Consider the following 18,167-nt stretch of genomic DNA (forward strand, 5'->3'; position numbering starts at 1 on the left):
GACTTTGTAGGTCTTTCTTGTCAGATGCTTCATATTTTCGATATCTTGAATGGGATCGCCGACCATTAAACCCCCGTTAATGAGATTTTCTCTTATCGTCATCTTTTTTCTCATGTGGCAATGTACCGTGTGGACTCAAACGAGTCGTTTTGTTCTAGGAGAAATTCTCTCCCTTCGGTCTAAAACACCTATTGTAAATGCGAAAATTAGCTTGGAAGGGCTTATGGTTTCTTCGCGGTCAGATGACAATGGAAAGTTTATGCTTTCCGTTCCCGATGCAGGAGAGTATATTCTATTTATAGAAGCTGCAGAGTATACTGTAAAACGCTTACCTATTTCTATAGCGAATGAAAGCCTTGATTTAGGGACACTTTTCGTTGAACAAGACCTTCAGATTGAACAGTCTGATAATCTTATTTCCTTAAGTGATTCCGAATTGTTAGACGATGAAGTGAGTTCAAATTCATCTGGTTTGTTGAGAGCAACAAGAGATTTGTTTCTCAATAGAGCTGCTTTTGATTTTGGTCAGGCATTTTTTCGTGTTCGTGGTTATGACTCACAAAACGGAACCGTTCTATTGAATGGCATTGCTATGAATAAATTTTATGATGGCAGGCCTCAATGGAATAATTGGGGAGGTATGAACGACGTAACTAGAAATCAACAATTTACGAATGGCCTTGAAGCATCCGATTATACTTTTGGAGGCTTTCTGGGTAACACCAATATAGACACACGACCGTCTGGATTACGGCCAGGAACAAGGCTGTCTACTTCATATTCTAATAGAACTTATGCAGGTCGATTAATGGCTACCTATACTTCTGGAATGAAGAAAAATGGGTTGGCCTATTCTGTTTCAGGCTCAAGAAGATGGGCAAAACAAGGTTATATAGATGGTACGTTGTACGACGCGTTTTCGTTATTTGGTGCTGTCGAGTATCAGATTAATGAACAACATAGTCTAAATGCTACAGCGCTATGGGCTTCTAACCGGAGAGGACGTTCTTCGGCAATAACGGAAGAGGTTTTTGAGTTGGTAGGGAAGAAATACAATCCCTATTGGGGAGAACAAGATGGTAAGATTAGGAATTCTCGGGAACGAAAAATAACGGAACCCATTTTTATGTTCAACCATTATTTTAACTCGGAAAAGTTTAGTTTAAATACTGGAATGGCCTATCAATTTGGTACAAATTCTAGAAGCCGCTTGGGATACTATAATGCTCCAAATCCTGACCCAACATATTACCGTTATCTGCCTAGTTTTTACATTAACAGCCCCGTGGGAGCCAATTTTATCAGTGCAAATACGGCAAAAGAAGGTTTCTTGAACAGTCCTCAAATGGATTGGAGCCAAATTTATACCGCTAACTCAAATGGGCAGGCTGCTTATGTGTTGTATGATGATGTTGCAGATGATACCCAGATCGGTGCTAACATGGTCGGAAATCTAATTTTGACAGATAGGTTTTTAATGGATTTTGGTTTGACGTATAAAAATTCAAGCTCCAAAAATTATGCAATAATTAATGATTTGTTCGATGCCGATTTTCATACAGATATTGATCCTTTTTCAGAAACCCTGAATGATAGGAATGGTTCAGTAGAGAAAATTGAAGGCGAAATTTTCAATTATAAGTATCGAATGGGTGCCGATCAGTTTGAATCATTTGTTCAATTCAGATACAATAAAGAAAAGTGGAGTGCCTTTATAGCTGGAAGGTACATGATAACTAATTACCAACGAGAAGGTCTCTTTAGTAATGATCGTTACCCTGATAATTCTTTGGGTAAAGGAGGGCCTGTTGGGTTTAATACGTACGGTATCAAATCAGGTTTTACGTATAAGGTAACGGAAAGGCATTGGCTTTCTGCACATGGGTCGTACATGAAAAAACCTCCAGTGCTTCAAAATGTTTTTATCAATCCAAGGGAGAACAATAGAATTGTTCCCAATATTCAAAGTGAAATAAACTCAACCTTAGACCTTAATTATTATTTACGCCTTCCAAAATTGACAGGGAGGCTCACAGGTTTTTATACCCGTTTTCAAAATACAACAGACGTTAATTTCTTTTTTGTTGATGCGGGTGTGGGGTCAGACTTTGTTCAGGAAGTACTTACAGGTCTAGATAAGCTGCATATGGGTACGGAATTAGGCTTGGAGTACCAATTGTCATCCGCAGTAAAATTAACGGCTGTAGCTGCCGTGGGCAAGTATGTGTATGCAAGCAATCCTAATGTGGCCATAAATTTTGATACGGCAGGTAGAGAAGAAGACCTTATCAATTTAGAAGGTACGGTTGATTTGGGCTTAGCGAATATAAAAGACTACAAATTGGCACAAGGTCCGCAGCAAGCTTATGCGATTGGTGTAGAATACCGTGATCCCAAATATTGGTGGGTGGGTGCAACTACAAATTATCTGGCAAATAACTATACCAATATATCAACCATTACTCGAACCCAAAGTTTTTACGTAGACCCGGAGACCAATCAACCTTTTCTAGATGCGACGGAAGAAAATGTAAGTCAAATATTAAATCAAAAACCATTGGATAATTTTTACCTTCTTAATCTAGTAGGTGGTAAATCTTGGTTAAAAAAAGGAAAATATATTAGTGTTTTTGCAAGTGTAAATAATCTATTTGATGCGGTTTATAGAACCGGAGGTTATGAGCAGAGCCGTAATGGTAATTATGGACAATTTAAGCAAGATAATTTGAGCGGAACACCATCTTTTGCTCCTAAATATTGGTACGGGTATGGGCGGACTTATTTTTTGAATCTAGCATACAGCTTTTAATATGAAAGAATATTTCAATTGGGATAAATTATTTCTAAAATTCACGGTTATTATGACCGTATGTTTCTGTGGTTGTGTGAAGAGTAAAAGTTATGATTTACCATCAGATAATTGTGTTTCTGAGTTGGGAGTGAATGCTACCTTTTCGGAAGTGAAAAGTCTTTACAAGGACGATACTTTCCAAATACAGGAGGATTTGATTATTGAGGGCTATGTGGTTTCTTCAGATGCTGACGGTAACTTTTTTAGTGTATTGTACTTTCAGGATAGTCCAATGACACCAACAGAAGGTTTTCAAATAGAAATAGACGTACGCGATTCCCATTTGTTTTACCCTGTGGGAACGAAAATAGCAATCAAACTAAAAGGACTCTATCTTGGTAAAAGTAAAGATGTCTTTAAACTGGGGGCTACTTTCACTTCTTTTGGGAATGTTTCCGTAGGGAGATTGCCTGCAGCAATAGTTAATGAGCATATATTTAGATTTTGTGATGGTAAAGAAGTGATAGAGCCTACGGCAATTTCAATTACAGATGTTAATAAAGAACTAACAAATACACTAGTAAGATTAACTGACGTAGAATTTAAAGAAGAAGAATTGGGGAGGACCTATGCAGAAGTAGGTGAGGAGACAGAGCGTATACTGACTGATTGTAACGATAATGAAATTGTTACTGTAAATAGTGGGTATTCTGATTTCCAAGCCCAAACTCTTCCAGATGGAAGAGGGGATTTAATTGGTGTTTTGTTGCGAGAAAATGATACGTATAAAATTAGCATCCGAAGTACTTCAGATATCAATTTCAACCAAGAACATTGTGCTGAATTGATAGATGAATTTACCTCTGAGAACATCCTTATTTCAGAACTGGCGGATCCTGATAATAATGCTTCGGCCAGATTTGTGGAACTTTATAATTCATCTGATGAAGATTTGAATTTGAAAGGTTGGAAATTAAAACGGTATACCAACGCAAATACCGAGGTCAGTTCAGAAATAGATTTATCCACATTAATAATTAAAGCGAAAAGTTATTTAGTGATTTCACCCAATGAAGAAGAGTTTGAAAAAGTTTATGGTTTTGCACCTGATTTAGGGGTGGGAACCAATAGTCCGGCAGATTCTAATGGTGATGATAACTTAGAATTAGTAGACCCTTTTGAAGCAGTTATAGATATTTTTGGAGTTATTGGTGAAGACGGAACGGGAACCGACCATGAGTTTGAAGATGGAAGAGCGATACGAAAAGAAGAACTCTTTAAAGGCAGTTCAGTATATAATATAGAGGAGTGGGTAATCTTTAATGATACCGGTGGGCCAGGAACTATTAACCAGCCAAAAATGGCTCCTGATGATTTTTCTCCAAAAGAATAGGGATAGATAAATTTTTAAAGAAGAATACCTTCTAATTGATCGGCATAAATGGGTTTAATAAGGTAGTTGTCTTCTAGGTTAAATGTTTTGGCAGTTTCCAAATCCTTTGGATTTATGGAAGAAGTCATCATATATATGGTGGGTTCTTTTCTGTCCTTTGGCCAAATCTGACGCATTTCTGAAATAAAATCCCATCCACCCATTACAGGCATGTTTATATCTATAAGTATTAGTAAGGGAAGTTCTATGTTTTCGCCAATCATTTCTTGAAAACTCTCAATTGCATCAAGGCCATTTTCGTAAACTAATAATTCTGATGAGGACTCTAAAGCCTGCAGAGCTCGTTTTAATCCAAACACAACTATTGCATCATCATCAACAATGCAAATTTTATCAAATTTGTTCATTTATTTTGGGGGTAGAAATGGTTAGTTTTTTACGAAAAATATATACTATTTTCTCAATAGTCTATAAGCAAACAACTGCTTCTAGCTACCAATACTTTGAATAATACTATGTAAATCTTCTATAGAGATAGGTTTTAGAATATAATTGTTGACAATCTCATATTCTTGAATTCTTGCAATATCCCTAGGGTCAATAGATGAGCTTATAATGTAGATAGTAATCTCTTCACTATTATTATTATTATTATTAGGTATTTGAATAAACTCGTCCAAAAATTCCCACCCGTTCATTATAGGCATATTTATGTCCAAAAAAATCATAGAAGGCAATTCTTCTCCTTTTTCGATTATCTCTTTTAGACCGTCGTAAGCTGCCAAACCATCATTATATACAGTGATTTCATCTGCAAAATCAACCTCTTTCATAATGCGTTTGGTGCCATAGATAAAAATAGGGTCATCATCTATAATACAAACGCTCTTAATTTTGGTTATTGTCATATTCATATCAATGGTTTTTTAAAATGTAACTTAAAGGTTGTTCCCACATCTACGGCACTGTTTACTTCAATTTTGCCGTCCATAGCTTCTATTTGATTTTTCGTAATAAAAAGTCCTATTCCTTTGGCATCTTTATTCCGGTGAAAGGTTTTATACATACCAAACAGCTTGTCATTGTGCCGCTTTAAGTCTATACCTAATCCATTATCTTTAAATGAAATTATAATCTTGTCTAATTTTTTTTCTGAGCTTATTTTAATTAAAGGAGGTCTTTTGGGAGAACTATATTTAAGACTATTGGTGATTAGATTTAGAATAATACTGTCTAAATACGCCGGAATAGCTTTGATAATAAGGTCTTTGGCGATATTTATTTCGCAAATGGCATTTTTCTCCTGTATGATTAGGCTTAGATTCTTCTCTACGGCTCTAATGGATTTATAAAGATTAACATTCTTCATTTTTTCCATTGCGCCAATTTTTACCTGAACAACCTCATTTAGGTGTACTATAGTTTCATTAAGGCTATCTGATGCACCGCGGAGCATATCCAATAAATTTTTACGTTCATCATCACTCTTTTCTTTAACTAGAAAATTGGTGAGCATAGAGAGGTTACTGGAGTGGGAGCGCAAATTGTGAGATACGATATGAGCAAAATTTAAAAGACTATCATTCTGTTCAGTGGTAATATCTACTAAGCGAGTTAGCTTTTTCTCGTTCTGGATTTGAGGGGTAATATCTGTTATTTGTGAAACAAAGTGAAGGATTTTCCCGTTTATATCCTTAACAGCAGTTGCTGTTAATATTCCATAGATAATATGGCCGTCTTTATGAAAATACCTTTTTTCTAGCTTGTAGCTAGATTGGAGCCCCTTAATAACCCGTTTAACTAAATTTACATCACTATTATAATCTTCTGGATGGCTTATGTCTTTGAAGTTCAAACCCAATAGTTCTTCTTCAGTATAACCAAAGCTAGAACAAAGGCTTTGGTTAACTTTTTCAAAGGAACCGTTCAAAGCTACTATTGCCATACCCGTATCAGAATTCTCAAAGGCACCATAAAATGATTCTTCACTCTTTTGGAGCTTCATCTCGGTGTTCTTCAGTTCAGTGATGTCATAGTTAGTGCCTACTAATTTTTTAACTTTACCTTCAATATTTTTCTGTAGTACGCCAATGGCTCTAATGTGTTTTATTACTCCATTAGGCCAGACAATCCTATATTGCGAATCAAAGTCCTGAATCCCAGCAATTGCCATTTCTATTTCTTGCTCAGCACGTTTTTTGTCTTCTGGGTGTACATGTTTAAGCCAAACCTCATAGGTTACAGGGCTACTATTTTCTTCAATTCCAAAAAGAGAGTACATAATGTTATCCCAAACCAATGATTTTGAGATTAAATCATATTCCCAAATGCCTACATTGGCTCCTGTAGTAGCCAAAGCTAACCGTTCACTTACTTTATTAAAATTAAGTTCTATTTTCTTTTTTTCATCAATGTCTTGAAAAGTACCATATATGCGAACGCATTTTCCGTTTATAAATTCAACTTCTCCTTTGGCTCGGACCCATAATTCATTATCATTTGCAGTGACGATTATTAATTCTGTATCCCAAGGGGTGCCTTCTGTAATAGCATTGGTTACTAAGCTTGTTATTCTTTCCCTGTGTTCTCCTTTTTTATAAAAATTTATACCGGTTTCTAAATTGGGTAGAAAATCTTGGGGTACTTCGTGTATTTCTTTCGTTATATCTGTCCAATACACATCATTGGTGGCCATATCAACTTCCCAGCCTCCTATTCTGGCAACTCTTTCCGCTTTTGCGTAAAGTTCTTCTCGTTGTCTGGTCTCCGTCACATCTTCTAAAAGAACAATTAGACCGCCAATTTCTTCATTGGCATCGGTCCATGCATTTATTTTCCATTTTAACCATTGTATTTTGCCGTTCGGATAAATGAATTTCTCACCGTCACTAAGGTTTTTAGACCCTTTTTCAAGGCATTCCTTAAATATGGATCTTAGTTTTTTTGGGGTACTTGGAATGACGTCAAAATAATTCTTTCCAGTAATTGATTTGTGGTCGTGGCAAAAATTATCTAGCCAGATTTTAGAATTTCCTGCAAAACGTAATTGAGTATCTAGGATAGCAACTGCGCTGGGGGAATCTTTGATTAATGAAGTTATCGAAAGAGTTTGCAATTTATAGTCGTTTTATTGTAAAAATAGGATTTAAACATCAATAAGAAGGTTTTATTAATGCTCTAGGCCAGTACATTTAACACAATTCAATGTGAATTGAGGAAAATAAGATATGAAAAAACTGTCAGAATAAACATTTAACATGCATTAAAATCCTACAAAATATTTTGTAATCCTTCAAAAAATGATTTATTTAAAGGGATTCTATTTAAAGCGAGTTTTTTAATAGTCAAAATCTATTTTAAAATAATGTTTTAATATTATTTTTTTATACTTCGTTTATCGCTTTTTGGTACCTTTATTTTGAATAAATTGATAATCAGTAAAATAAGTACACTAAAACAATAAAAGCATGAAAAAAAAATTAACTACATCAGCTGGTGCACCGGTTTCTAATAATCAACGCTCCAAAACTGCCGGAGAAAGAGGTCCTGTGCTTGTTCAAGATTATAAATTGTTAGAAAAGCTGGCACATCAAAATAGAGAACGAATACCCGAGCGAGTTGTACATGCTAAAGGGTGGGGTGCTATGGGTACGTTTACGGTAACTCATGATATTTCAAAATATACGTGTGCTAAGATATTTTCTAAAGTAGGTAGTAAAACTCCAATTCTTTCTCGTTTTTCAACAGTTGCTGGAGAAATGGGTGCTGCAGATACAGAAAGAGATGTTCGTGGTTTTTCGCTTAAATTCTATACAGAAGATGGTAATTGGGATTTGGTGGGTAATAATACACCTGTTTTTTTCTTAAGGGATGGATACAAGTTTCCAGATTTCATTCATACCCAAAAGAGACATCCAAGAACTAATTTACGTTCTCCAGAAGCTATGTGGGACTATTGGTCACTTTCTCCAGAAAGTCTTCATCAGGTAACTATTTTGATGTCTGACAGGGGTATTCCTACTACGCCAATGCATATGAACGGTTACGGATCTCACACATTTAGCTTTTGGAATAATGATGGCGAGCGTTTTTGGGTAAAATTTCATTTTAAAACTCAACAAGGTCATAAACATTACACCAATGACGAGAGTGCCGAAATCATTGGTCAGACAAGAGAAAAATATCAAGAAGAACTTTTTGGTGCAATTGAAGCGGGGAACTTCCCAAAATGGACATTAAAAGTTCAGATTATGCCAGAGGCAGATGCTGAGAAAACACCATATAATCCGTTCGATTTAACAAAAGTATGGCCACATGCAGACTACCCGTTAATTGAGGTGGGAGAATTGGAATTGAATAAAAACCCTGATAATTACTGGCAATATGTTGAGAATGCTGCGTATTCACCTTCTAATGTAGTGCCGGGAATTGGTTTTTCTCCAGATAAAGTTTTGCAAGCGCGTATCTTTTCATATGCAGATGCTCACAGATATCGTTTAGGAACACATTACGAAGCCTTGCCTGCAAATTCCCCTATTACAGAGGTGAACCATTATAATAAAGACGGGGCAATGCGCTTTTTTACAAATGATTTTGGAACACCAGATGCCTATTACGAACCTAATTCAAAAGGAGGTCCGGAAGAAGTGCCCAGCGCAGAAGAGCCACCAATGAAAATTAGTGGAGATGCCATGCGTTATGAAGAGAATGATACTTTTGGGGATTATAAACAGCCAGGAGATTTGTTTCGTATGTTTAACGAAGGCCAGAGAGAACGTCTGTTTAATAACATAGCAGGGGCCATGGATGGTGTTTCTGAGGAAATTGTTCAACGTCAATTAAAACATTTTTATGCTGCGGACCCCGCGTACGGAGCAGGAGTGGAAAAAGCCTTAAAAGACCAAAAGGGAGGCATTGATCCAAATTCTAACGTAAGGCCAGAAGAAGTAGGGGCCTAGTTTTTAATTTAAATAGCGAATTAAGAAGAATTTGATTTAATAAAAGAGTAGAGCCACGGCATATACCGTGGCTCTTTTGTTTAAATTTATAAAAAAAAGAAGGCGAAACTTTATGTTTTAGAACATTTAGAAAGCAATCAATATAATACCGATTATGAACGATAAGTTTTTTAATGAAATACGTTTGGGCAACCTGGAAGAGGTAAATAAAATATTAAATGATAGTCCAGAATTAGTAAATACTATAGATCAAAGAGGGTCCACTCCCCTTATTTTGGCAACATATTATGATCAAACTGAAATAGCGGAATTGTTGCTTAACAAAGGAGCGAAAATAGATGCAATAGATGCTTCCGGTAATACAGCTTTAATGGGAGTTTGTTTTAAAGGTTTTTCTGGAATAGCTAAAATGTTGATAGAGAAAGGAGCCAATGTAAATGAGCGTAATTCCATGGGGGCAACCTGCCTCATCTATGCAGCTACTTTTAATAGGGTTGAGATTGCTAAATTATTGTTAGATAAAGGAGTAGATACAACTGCCAAAGATACTAGGGGCAATACGGCTTTAGACCATGCAAAGATGCAAGGTGTTCCTGAGCTTATAGAATTATTAAATACTGAAGGCTAATATTGAAGTAGGGATGAAGCAATTAGATAAAATCAAACGTATAAAAGCACTGGCGGAAACAGGTCTTGTTTATGCCGAAGATGACTATAATCGTGAACGGTACGAAGAACTCAAACAGATTGCGTTAGAATTACTGGCTTCAGTTGCCGATCGTCCTTTATCAGTCTTAAATGATTTCTATATGCCGGTTACTGATTACCCTACGCCCAAAGTTGATGTACGTGGACTTGTTCTGAATGAAAAGAATCAAGTTTTAATGGCCAAAGAAAGTATTGATGGTAAATGGACTATACCCGGTGGATGGGCGGAGGTAGGTTACCCTCCGTCTACTTGTGTTACAAAAGAAATTGAAGAAGAAACAGGGTTAAATACAAGTGTTGTACGGTTCTTGGCAGTGTATGATAAGCAATCTCATCCTCACCCACCGCAACCTTTTTACGTGTATAAATTATGTTTTCTTTGCCAAGTTACCGGAGGAGAGCTCAACCATGGTTTTGATATGCAAGGGGCTGCTTTTTTTGATATTGATAGTTTGCCCGAACTTTCAAAAGACCGAATTTTGGAATCGCAATTAAAGCAACTACATACTATGGTAGTTGAAAACAGAACATATGTACACTTTGATTAATTCTTTCTATGGATGAACAGCTTAAAGTAGCCTTGGTACAAACCTCATTGGTATGGGAAGACCCACGAGCCAATAGAGAGGACTTAGGGATAAAAATTGATGCTATTTCTTCGGATGTTGATTTGATTATACTTCCAGAAATGTTTACTACCGGTTTTACCATGTCTCCTCAAAATATTGGGAAAGACGAAGGGCCGCAAACCTTAATCTGGATGCAGGAAAAAGCTAAACAAAAAGATGCTGCCTTAATGGGAAGTTTAATTTTTTACGAGAATGAGGCTTATACAAATAGACTTCTTTTTATTGAGCCGAACGGTAAAACTTCAATCTATGACAAGCGCCACACGTTTACTCTTGCAGGCGAGGATAAAGTTTATAAAGCAGGTGATGAACGGCTAATTGTAAACTATAAAGGTTTTAAAATATGTCCTATGATTTGTTATGATCTGCGTTTTCCCGTTTGGGCAAGAAATACAGAAGAGTATGACATATTGGTTTATGTAGCCAACTGGCCCGAACCTAGAATTATGGCTTGGGACACGCTATTAAAAGCACGTGCTATAGAAAATATGGTCTATTGTATTGGGGTTAATAGAATTGGGTCGGATGAAGCTGGTCACAAATATCCAGGGCATTCCGTAGTTTTTGATAGTTTGGGAAAAGATTTAGTATTTTCTTCAAAGGAAGAAATTGTCACCGCTACATTATCAAAAAAACATATTCAGGAAGTCCGTAATAAGCTTAAGTTTTTGAATGACAGAGACCATTTTAGTCTGGAATAATAAATGTTTGTTCCATTTCCCAGTTGGCTCGTACTTCAATTACATCAGGGTAGTAGCTTATTTTTTCCGGTTGTTGCTGTTTAAGAAAATTACCTGTATCCCATTTTTCATTGCCGTTAGCATCAAAAATCACCCGAACCAAATACTTTGATGGTTCAAGATTATTGAATTCAAATACTTTTGGTTCCTCTGCTATAATCTCCCGTTTCAGCTTTCCTTGCTCATCAGTTAATTGAACAATTAAGGGGTATTCCCCTCCGGTAATATTGAATCTTAAATTTCCGTAATCAGCATAACTTCCTGTTGATAGATAGTAGGAAGTTGTGTCGTTTGGTTGTTCAAAGAAATCGGTAATTGCACCGGGCAGTAGGTCTAACTGGTAACTTTGATTGGGTTCAATAGTGAAATTAACATCGACTTTATTTTCTATTGTATCCAATTTGGTGGTAAAATCAACGGCAAGGGAGTCTTGATTGGTAATGAAAAACAGTGTAGAATCTATGGTGCTGATAGGCGTGGTAGATGAAATGAAAAATGGGTCATTAAAGTTGAGTGAACCATTTTGATTGGGATTCAACCTCATAGAATCGATTTCGACCTTTCTGCTTTTTACAGTGAAGGTGTCAATAATCTTTAGCCTTTCGTTAGTAGCCGTAAAAACAATGGAATCCATTTCGTAAGGTGTAAACCAAAAGTTGAGGGTATCCTTATCTTTTTCTTTTAATATTTTGGTGTTAACAGTGTCTGGTATGGTGGTTAGTGGTTTTATTTCCACATCACTGGCATCGCCATAATAACCAAAGATAATTCGGTTTTTTGAAACTAAACTTGGTACGGACATGCTGTAATTAGGTACTTCCTTGAATAAGGTAAGTACGTAAGTAGAATCTGTAGGCAAGTTAATGGTGTCTTTAAGGAAAGCTATTTTATCTACATTCTGGTCGAACATGTTGTTCTTGGATTCGTCCTTAAGAGCAAAAAGTTTGTACTGCCCTTCTTTAAGGTTTTTAAGTTTAAAAATAACCGCGCTGTCTAATGTGTTTGTTATATAGTTTGGTGGTCTTTTAAAGATAGTGGAATCCGTATAGGCCGTATCAATTTCATAAAGCATTACGCTAATAAAATCATCCGCTTTTTTCTTAAATGCATCTTTGACCGCTCCGGTAAGGTCTAGGGAATCAATATAATCTCCCGTGGAAAAAACATAGGTCAAAAAACTACTAGGGTTACCTTCGTTATTATCTTGTACACTTTGACCAAAATTTAGGGTGTACGTAGTGTTTTCCCTCAGGGTATCCTTAAATTTTATTTCTACGTATTTGCTAGCGCCTCCCTGTGGTTTTATGTCTGGTTGATATTTTAAAGGAGGGGAGACGATAAGTTGTTCTTGAATATCCTTGAGTTTAATAAACTCATCAAAATAGAGTCTAATACGACTAGCCTTGAAATTGGTGGTCATACTGTCTGGTTCTGTTTTGACCAAGGAAGGGGGAGTAAGGTCTTTTGGGCCTCCGCTAGGACTGCCTCTACGTGCACATTGCCATAAGACGGCAACTATCATAAATAAAAATAGAAAGGTAAAAAAGCGGCGGACCATATGACTAAACTATAGCACAAAGAAACAACTAATTTTCTTTAATTCCATACTTATGGCACCACGGCCATACTGGTAATGTAAATGGTAGTATTTGGTGCTTGAGCTAGGACGCTGGCACAAATTTCCATAGTTGCTCCTGTTGTAATAACATCATCTACAAGGAGAATATTTTTGTCTTTTATAGCGTTGGGGTCAGACAAAATATAGAGGTCTTTAATATTTTGCCATCTTCCTATTCTTCCCTTTTTGGTCTGTGTCTTTGTATTTGCAGTTTTAATGAGAAAAGTATCTGAGTAATCTGTGTTTAGGTGAAAGGCTAGACGTTGGGCAAAGGAGGAAACCTGGTTGTATCCGCGTTGTCTAAGCTTTTTCTTGTGTAATGGTACTGGGATTATAACGTCTATAGTATGGAGAAGTTCTTTGTTTTCTTTTAAAATCTGTCCATACCAATCGCCTAAAAAGGTGCCAACTTCTTCTTGGTTTTTATATTTTAAATGGTGAATAAGCTCTCTAACAATCCCGTTTTCGGAGAAAAAAAGCATTGAACTTGCTTTTTTTATGTTAATTCTGCCAAAAAATATACGGTCAACAGGGTTTTCGTCGTTAAAAGTATAATCGGTAAGTGGCAAATCGTTTCGGCAAATGGTACAGATGAGTTTCTCTCCTCTGTTTAAATGAACATTACATCCAAAACAGACCCTTGGTGCTAAGACCGAATTGATATCATTTAGTATATTTGTTAACATTTTAAACACCAAACCTTTGCCTTTGCGCAACCTACCTTAAAGCCCCACACGCCCCAATGGACGTTCAAGATACTAAATTTAACTACAAAATAATACTTACTGCACTAGTTGCGGTTATCATGGGTATCTTAATAGCTTTTTACTATAGCTATGCTCAATCTAGAAGTCAAATCGTTTTTTTAGAACAGGAAAAAGAGCTGCTTGTTAAGGATCTTACCCTAATGAAAACAGATGTTGACAGACTCTCTGCTCTTAATGAGGTGAATGAAATTGAGTTAGAAAGTTCAAAATACAGAGTGCAGCAACTGTTAGATTCTGTGGGCAGATTGAACTTCACGGTAGAAAAACTTAGAGAGTATAAAACAGAGCTTCGTAGGTTGGAAGCTAAAAATGACAGTTTAAAGCTCAAGAATAATTTCTTGAGGTATAACAACATGTTGCTTTCTGACAAATATGAAGAAACAAAAAAGCAGATAGAAATTTTAAGAGGAAAAAGTAGTTCTCTTGCTGAAGCGGAAGCGCTTCAGAGAAAAAAAATAACAGAGTTAAATAAAGAACTTAAATCCAAAAAATACTTAGCGCTGCAAAATACGGAAGGCAGTGGTTTTAGGTTGCGTTCTGGCAAGCCTATTAAAACAAATAAAGCTTCATTAATAGAAAAACTTCGTGGTTGTGTTACTGTTGCTGCAGATGGTCATGAGTTAAATGCAAAGAAAGTTATCTACTTTCAATTCTTGGATTCTAATATGCGGGTTATAGAAGATAACGCGAATACTATTGCAGTAAATGGTAATGTTTACAGTAAGCGAGTTGAGTTTACGTTTAGTGGAGAAGAAACTAATGTTTGTGACTTCATTACCTTGCCTCAGGGTTCTTTAGAGGAAGGCATCTACAGATTGAACGTTTTTGAAAACCAAAAACTTCTATCTTCAAGTGAATTTGAACTAAAATAAATTTTTACCGATTGTCCTAATATTCTATTTTTGCCGCATGGCAAAACAAGAAGACGATTTTAAGAAGGTAATTTCTCATGCAAAGGAATATGGTTACGTATTCCAATCTAGTGAAATATATGATGGATTAAGTGCCGTTTATGACTACGCACAGAATGGTTCAGAACTCAAAAAGAATATACGAGAGTACTGGTGGAAAGCCATGGTTCAGCTCAATGATAATATTGTTGGGATTGATGCTGCAATTTTCATGCATCCTACGACTTGGAAAGCTTCAGGTCATGTAGATGCGTTTAGTGATCCCCTAATAGATAATAAGGATTCTAAAAAGAGATACCGTGCAGATGTGCTTGTTGAAGATCACGTTGCCAAAATCGAAAATAAAATTGAAAAAGAGGTAACCAAAGCAGCCAAGCGTTTTGGGGATAAGTTTGATAAAGAGCAGTTCTTGGCTACTAACCAAAGAGTTGTGGATTATCAAGAGCAGGCAACGTCTATTCTAAAAAGGTTAGGTAAATCTTTGGAAAAAGAAGACTTAGCGGACGTTAAAAAGTTGATTGAAGAGTTAGATATTTCTTGTCCTATGTCCGGTTCTAAGAATTGGACGGAAGTAAAACAGTTCAATCTTATGTTCGGTACAAAATTGGGAGCTACGGCAGAAAGTGCCATGGACCTTTATTTACGTCCAGAAACAGCACAAGGTATTTTCGTTAACTTCTTGAATGTTCAGAAAACCGGTAGAATGAAGATTCCTTTTGGAATAGCCCAAACTGGGAAAGCATTCCGAAACGAAATAGTAGCACGCCAGTTCATTTTTAGAATGCGTGAGTTCGAACAAATGGAAATGCAATATTTCATTAAACCGGGAACACAGCAAGAATGGTATGAAAAATGGAAAGAGAACCGTATGAAATGGCATCTTTCTTTAGGTCTTGGCGAAGAGAACTATCGTTTTCATGATCATGAGAAACTAGCGCATTATGCTGATGCTGCCGCAGATATAGAGTTCCGTTTTCCTTTTGGGTTCAAAGAACTAGAAGGCATACATTCTCGAACCGATTTTGACTTATCGAGTCATGAGAAATTTTCGAGTAAAAAACTACAATATTTTGATCCTGAAACTAGAGAGAGTTATGTGCCTTATGTACTAGAGACTTCAATAGGTTTGGATCGTATGTTCTTAGCTGTTTTTTCTAACTCATTAAGAGATGAGGAATTAGAAAACGGTACGGTCAGAACAGTTTTAAAGTTACCTGCTGTATTGGCACCTACTAAGGCTGCAATATTTCCATTGGTAAAAAAAGATGGTCTTCCTGAAATTGCACATAAAATTATAGATGAACTTAAGTGGGACTTTAATGTGGTTTATGATGAGAAAGATGCTGTAGGACGCCGGTATAGAAGACAAGATGCCAATGGTACTCCATTCTGTATTACTGTTGATCATCAAACTGTAGAGGATAATACAGTAACCATTCGCCATAGAGATTCTATGGAGCAAGAAAGGGTTGCTATTTCTGATTTAAAAGGGATTATTCATCAAGCGGTTGATATGAAGGGTTGGTTAATGAAAATGCAGGAGCAAGAAGTCTAGATTTTAATCCCTAGACTAAAACCGCTATACCAATTTCTTCCGTTACCGGGATAAAAATATCGAGGTTCACTGCCACCAAACCCTGTGGCATTGATGAGTACGGATTGAGCGTACACGGCATCAAAAATATTATTGACACCAAAGTTCAATCCAAAATTAAATCGTTCGAAAACCTGTTTTTTGTATCCTATTTTCGTGTTCCATACGTTAAAAGAATCACTGTATAATGTATTGGCATCTGTTAAGGAAATTCCATCAACATATTGATGGGAGGTGTTCCAGTAAAGTCCATTACCTGTTTGCATTTGCAGTCCCGAATTAAAGCGGTGCTTAGGTACGCCGGTCAAAGGGTTTCCAGAGAAATCATTGTCTCCGTCAATAAATTCTACAAAGCTAAAATCACTTAAAGTATAATTAATAAACGGTCGTATTTTAAGCCAAGAAGATATAGGGGTAGTATAGCTCAGTGCTAAGTCTAGGCCTTGGTGTTTGGTGCTTCCCGCATTTTTTCCAACATACTGATCTTCGCCAATACGTTGGTCTACCAATAGGTTTTTAATGTCCATGCGGTAAACGGCCATATCTAAATGAAATTTTCTTTTGAAAAAATAAAGTTGGCCTCCTAGTTCGTAGTTGATACCTGTTTCTTGCGCAATGTCCGGATTAATTACTCCCTCTGGTGTCAAAGACCTTTCCAGGCTTGGATTAGAGAAACCACGGCTTATATTGGCGTAAACTTTATAATTCTGGTCAAAGTCATAGTTGAGGCTTAGACTAGGAAGGGCAATGACATCAAAGTTTCGTTTTGCATTTTTGTTGTTGGCGCCCGAATTGAATTTATCCCTAAAATCGTAATGCGTTTTATTGATGTTAAGTCCAATTTGAGCAGTGAATTTATCACTTAAGGGTAGCGTAAATGAGCCAAACCCGTTGAATTTTCTACGGAATTCTTTATTGTTACTTAGTTGGTTTCCCAATAAACTACCGTTGCCATTGTTGTTTTGGTATAAGTTTTCAAACGTGCCCCAATTGTATTCGTCTTTATATAGTTCGGCTCCAAAAGTGTACTCCGCTTTTTTTTGTAGAAAATTAAAACTTCCTAGAAAGCGTGTTCTAAAACCATAGCCATTGGTAATTTCATCCAAAATATTAAACGGCCTGGGTTCGTAATGGTCAAGATAGGTGTAGAAAATGCTTGTTGTATTTTCTAATGTAGAGCTGAATTTATGGAGGTATGAAAATCCTGCCAGAGTATAATTATTATCCTCAAAACCTTGGGAAGACCTCCATGTAAAGGCTGCTTGTTCTGGGTCATCCTCAATGGCAGACTTACTTATGGAGCTTGGTATTTGAGCAAAGTAATCAATATGGTTCAATAAAAATGAAATTTTGTTTTTAGGGTTGATTTGGTATGAGGTGTTAATTAGAATTCCATCGCGTTCAAACTTATTATTCTCCCGATACCCATCCGTTTCCATATGCCCATAACTAACTTTTAAGGAAAGTTTTGAATCTGAATGGGTGAACCTGAGATTGTTCTTTTTTAGCCCATAAGATCCCATGGTAAAATTGTTTTTAACTTTAGATGCTTCATTTGTATTCTCTGGGGAGCGTAAAATGATGGCGCCACCAAGTCCTGTGCCGTAGGCAGTTCCTTTGGGGCCTTTTATTACTTCTATGCCTTCTAGATTTTCCAAGTCGTAAGCTTCAATAGTAGAAGTTCCTGTACCATTGGTCAGGGGAATCTCGTTATAGTAAAGATTAAGCTTGTCCGTTCCATATTGAGCGCGGGCGCCAATACCTCTTATCGTAATTTTATTAGTGTTTAAGGCGCCTGATAGAACAAATACCCCCGGTATTTCATTAATAGCAGATACCATATCTACCGGGCTATAATTTTGAAAACTTTTTATGTCAACTATTGAAGAGGGTACAATGCCTGTAGCATGTTTTGATAGGATAGTGTCTGTTAGAATTACTTCTTCTAACATGGTTATACTATCTTTTTGAGTTGGATTTTGGGCTTTTATGCTTTGCGCAAAAAAAATAGATAATAAAAGAAAAAAAATGGGTTTCATTCGGGGCTTTGTTAGAAGG

The 18,167-nt window shown here is 36.5% G+C and carries 14 protein-coding genes; 8 read left to right on the plus strand and 6 right to left on the minus strand.

Translation table 11 applies throughout. The features are described 5' to 3' along the window. The first annotated feature begins 79 nt into the window (after positions 1–79). Together IWC72_RS07615 and IWC72_RS07620 are read left to right on the plus strand one after the other, a co-directional pair. A complete protein-coding gene (locus IWC72_RS07615) occupies positions 80–2,809 on the plus strand; it encodes a carboxypeptidase-like regulatory domain-containing protein (RefSeq protein WP_194529372.1) in 2,730 nt (909 codons plus the stop codon). 1 nt (position 2,810) lies between these two features. Further along, entirely contained in the window at positions 2,811–4,184 is a 1,374-nt protein-coding gene (locus IWC72_RS07620; RefSeq protein WP_194529373.1) for a DUF5689 domain-containing protein, read from the plus strand. 14 nt (positions 4,185–4,198) lie between these two features. On the opposite strand, the gene IWC72_RS07625 is transcribed toward IWC72_RS07620, so the two are convergent. From IWC72_RS07625 to IWC72_RS07635, 3 genes are all read right to left on the minus strand, one after another. Continuing rightward, positions 4,199–4,591 (minus strand): response regulator, encoded by a 393-nt coding sequence (locus IWC72_RS07625; RefSeq protein ID WP_194529374.1) that lies wholly within the window; start codon positions 4,589–4,591, stop codon positions 4,199–4,201. An 81-nt stretch (positions 4,592–4,672) separates the two neighbouring features. Next, entirely contained in the window at positions 4,673–5,098 is a 426-nt protein-coding gene (locus IWC72_RS07630; RefSeq protein WP_226979520.1) for a response regulator, read from the minus strand. Beyond that, positions 5,095–7,299: a PAS domain-containing protein gene (locus IWC72_RS07635; RefSeq protein WP_194529375.1), complete on the minus strand. Its 2,205-nt coding sequence runs from the start codon at positions 7,297–7,299 to the stop codon at positions 5,095–5,097. Before IWC72_RS07635 ends, IWC72_RS07630 begins: the two co-directional genes overlap by 4 nt. 352 nt (positions 7,300–7,651) lie before the next feature. On the opposite strand from IWC72_RS07635, the gene IWC72_RS07640 reads away from it, so the two are divergent. From IWC72_RS07640 to IWC72_RS07655, 4 genes are all read left to right on the plus strand, one after another. Further along, complete coding sequence (locus IWC72_RS07640; RefSeq protein ID WP_194525624.1) at positions 7,652–9,142, plus strand: catalase; 1,491 nt, start codon at positions 7,652–7,654, stop codon at positions 9,140–9,142. Between the two features lie 154 nt (positions 9,143–9,296). Next, on the plus strand, positions 9,297–9,770 hold the full coding sequence (locus tag IWC72_RS07645; protein ID WP_194529376.1) for an ankyrin repeat domain-containing protein: 474 nt from the start codon (positions 9,297–9,299) through the stop codon (positions 9,768–9,770). 13 nt (positions 9,771–9,783) lie between these two features. After that, positions 9,784–10,398 (plus strand): NUDIX hydrolase, encoded by a 615-nt coding sequence (locus tag IWC72_RS07650; RefSeq protein ID WP_194525626.1) that lies wholly within the window; start codon positions 9,784–9,786, stop codon positions 10,396–10,398. Positions 10,399–10,406: 8 nt separating this feature from the next. Continuing rightward, positions 10,407–11,180 carry an amidohydrolase gene (locus IWC72_RS07655; RefSeq protein WP_194529377.1) on the plus strand — a complete coding sequence of 258 codons (774 nt, stop codon included), beginning with the start codon at positions 10,407–10,409 and terminating at the stop codon, positions 11,178–11,180. On the opposite strand, the gene IWC72_RS07660 is transcribed toward IWC72_RS07655, so the two are convergent. Further along, on the minus strand, positions 11,167–12,741 hold the full coding sequence (locus IWC72_RS07660) for an Ig-like domain-containing protein (protein WP_226967977.1): 1,575 nt from the start codon (positions 12,739–12,741) through the stop codon (positions 11,167–11,169). The genes IWC72_RS07655 and IWC72_RS07660 overlap by 14 nt on opposite strands. 86 nt (positions 12,742–12,827) lie before the next feature. Beyond that, a complete protein-coding gene (locus tag IWC72_RS07665) occupies positions 12,828–13,523 on the minus strand; it encodes a ComF family protein (protein WP_194525629.1) in 696 nt (231 codons plus the stop codon). 56 nt (positions 13,524–13,579) lie between these two features. Between IWC72_RS07665 and IWC72_RS07670 the strand changes: the two genes are divergently transcribed. Both IWC72_RS07670 and IWC72_RS07675 read left to right on the plus strand, forming a co-directional pair. Next, on the plus strand, positions 13,580–14,476 hold the full coding sequence (locus IWC72_RS07670) for a hypothetical protein (protein WP_194529378.1): 897 nt from the start codon (positions 13,580–13,582) through the stop codon (positions 14,474–14,476). Positions 14,477–14,513: 37 nt separating this feature from the next. Next, a complete protein-coding gene (locus tag IWC72_RS07675; RefSeq protein WP_194525631.1) occupies positions 14,514–16,070 on the plus strand; it encodes a glycine--tRNA ligase in 1,557 nt (518 codons plus the stop codon). On the opposite strand, the gene IWC72_RS07680 is transcribed toward IWC72_RS07675, so the two are convergent. Further along, the gene (locus IWC72_RS07680; RefSeq protein WP_194529379.1) at positions 16,067–18,148 is read right to left on the minus strand and encodes a TonB-dependent receptor family protein; all 2,082 of its coding nucleotides are present in this window, start codon (positions 18,146–18,148) and stop codon (positions 16,067–16,069) included. The two genes, IWC72_RS07675 and IWC72_RS07680, sit on opposite strands and share 4 nt — an antisense overlap. Positions 18,149–18,167 lie beyond the last annotated feature (19 nt).

Source organism: Zobellia roscoffensis, from assembly GCF_015330165.1.
GTDB classification, from domain to species: Bacteria; Bacteroidota; Bacteroidia; order Flavobacteriales; family Flavobacteriaceae; genus Zobellia; species Zobellia roscoffensis.

What these genes read in the sequence shown, in the direction of transcription:
- IWC72_RS07665 (WP_194525629.1), bottom strand. Translation starts at nt 13,523, where the DNA reads ATGTTAACAAATATACTAAATGATATCAATTCGGTCTTAGCACCAAGG.
- IWC72_RS07650 (WP_194525626.1), top strand. Translation starts at nt 9,784, where the DNA reads ATGAAGCAATTAGATAAAATCAAACGTATAAAAGCACTGGCGGAAACA.
- IWC72_RS07620 (WP_194529373.1), top strand. Translation starts at nt 2,811, where the DNA reads ATGAAAGAATATTTCAATTGGGATAAATTATTTCTAAAATTCACGGTT.
- IWC72_RS07680 (WP_194529379.1), bottom strand. Translation starts at nt 18,148, where the DNA reads ATGAAACCCATTTTTTTTCTTTTATTATCTATTTTTTTTGCGCAAAGC.
- IWC72_RS07675 (WP_194525631.1), top strand. Translation starts at nt 14,514, where the DNA reads ATGGCAAAACAAGAAGACGATTTTAAGAAGGTAATTTCTCATGCAAAG.
- IWC72_RS07670 (WP_194529378.1), top strand. Translation starts at nt 13,580, where the DNA reads ATGGACGTTCAAGATACTAAATTTAACTACAAAATAATACTTACTGCA.
- IWC72_RS07630 (WP_226979520.1), bottom strand. Translation starts at nt 5,098, where the DNA reads ATGAATATGACAATAACCAAAATTAAGAGCGTTTGTATTATAGATGAT.
- IWC72_RS07655 (WP_194529377.1), top strand. Translation starts at nt 10,407, where the DNA reads ATGGATGAACAGCTTAAAGTAGCCTTGGTACAAACCTCATTGGTATGG.
- IWC72_RS07615 (WP_194529372.1), top strand. Translation starts at nt 80, where the DNA reads ATGAGATTTTCTCTTATCGTCATCTTTTTTCTCATGTGGCAATGTACC.
- IWC72_RS07640 (WP_194525624.1), top strand. Translation starts at nt 7,652, where the DNA reads ATGAAAAAAAAATTAACTACATCAGCTGGTGCACCGGTTTCTAATAAT.
- IWC72_RS07645 (WP_194529376.1), top strand. Translation starts at nt 9,297, where the DNA reads ATGAACGATAAGTTTTTTAATGAAATACGTTTGGGCAACCTGGAAGAG.
- IWC72_RS07660 (WP_226967977.1), bottom strand. Translation starts at nt 12,741, where the DNA reads ATGATAGTTGCCGTCTTATGGCAATGTGCACGTAGAGGCAGTCCTAGC.
- IWC72_RS07625 (WP_194529374.1), bottom strand. Translation starts at nt 4,591, where the DNA reads ATGAACAAATTTGATAAAATTTGCATTGTTGATGATGATGCAATAGTT.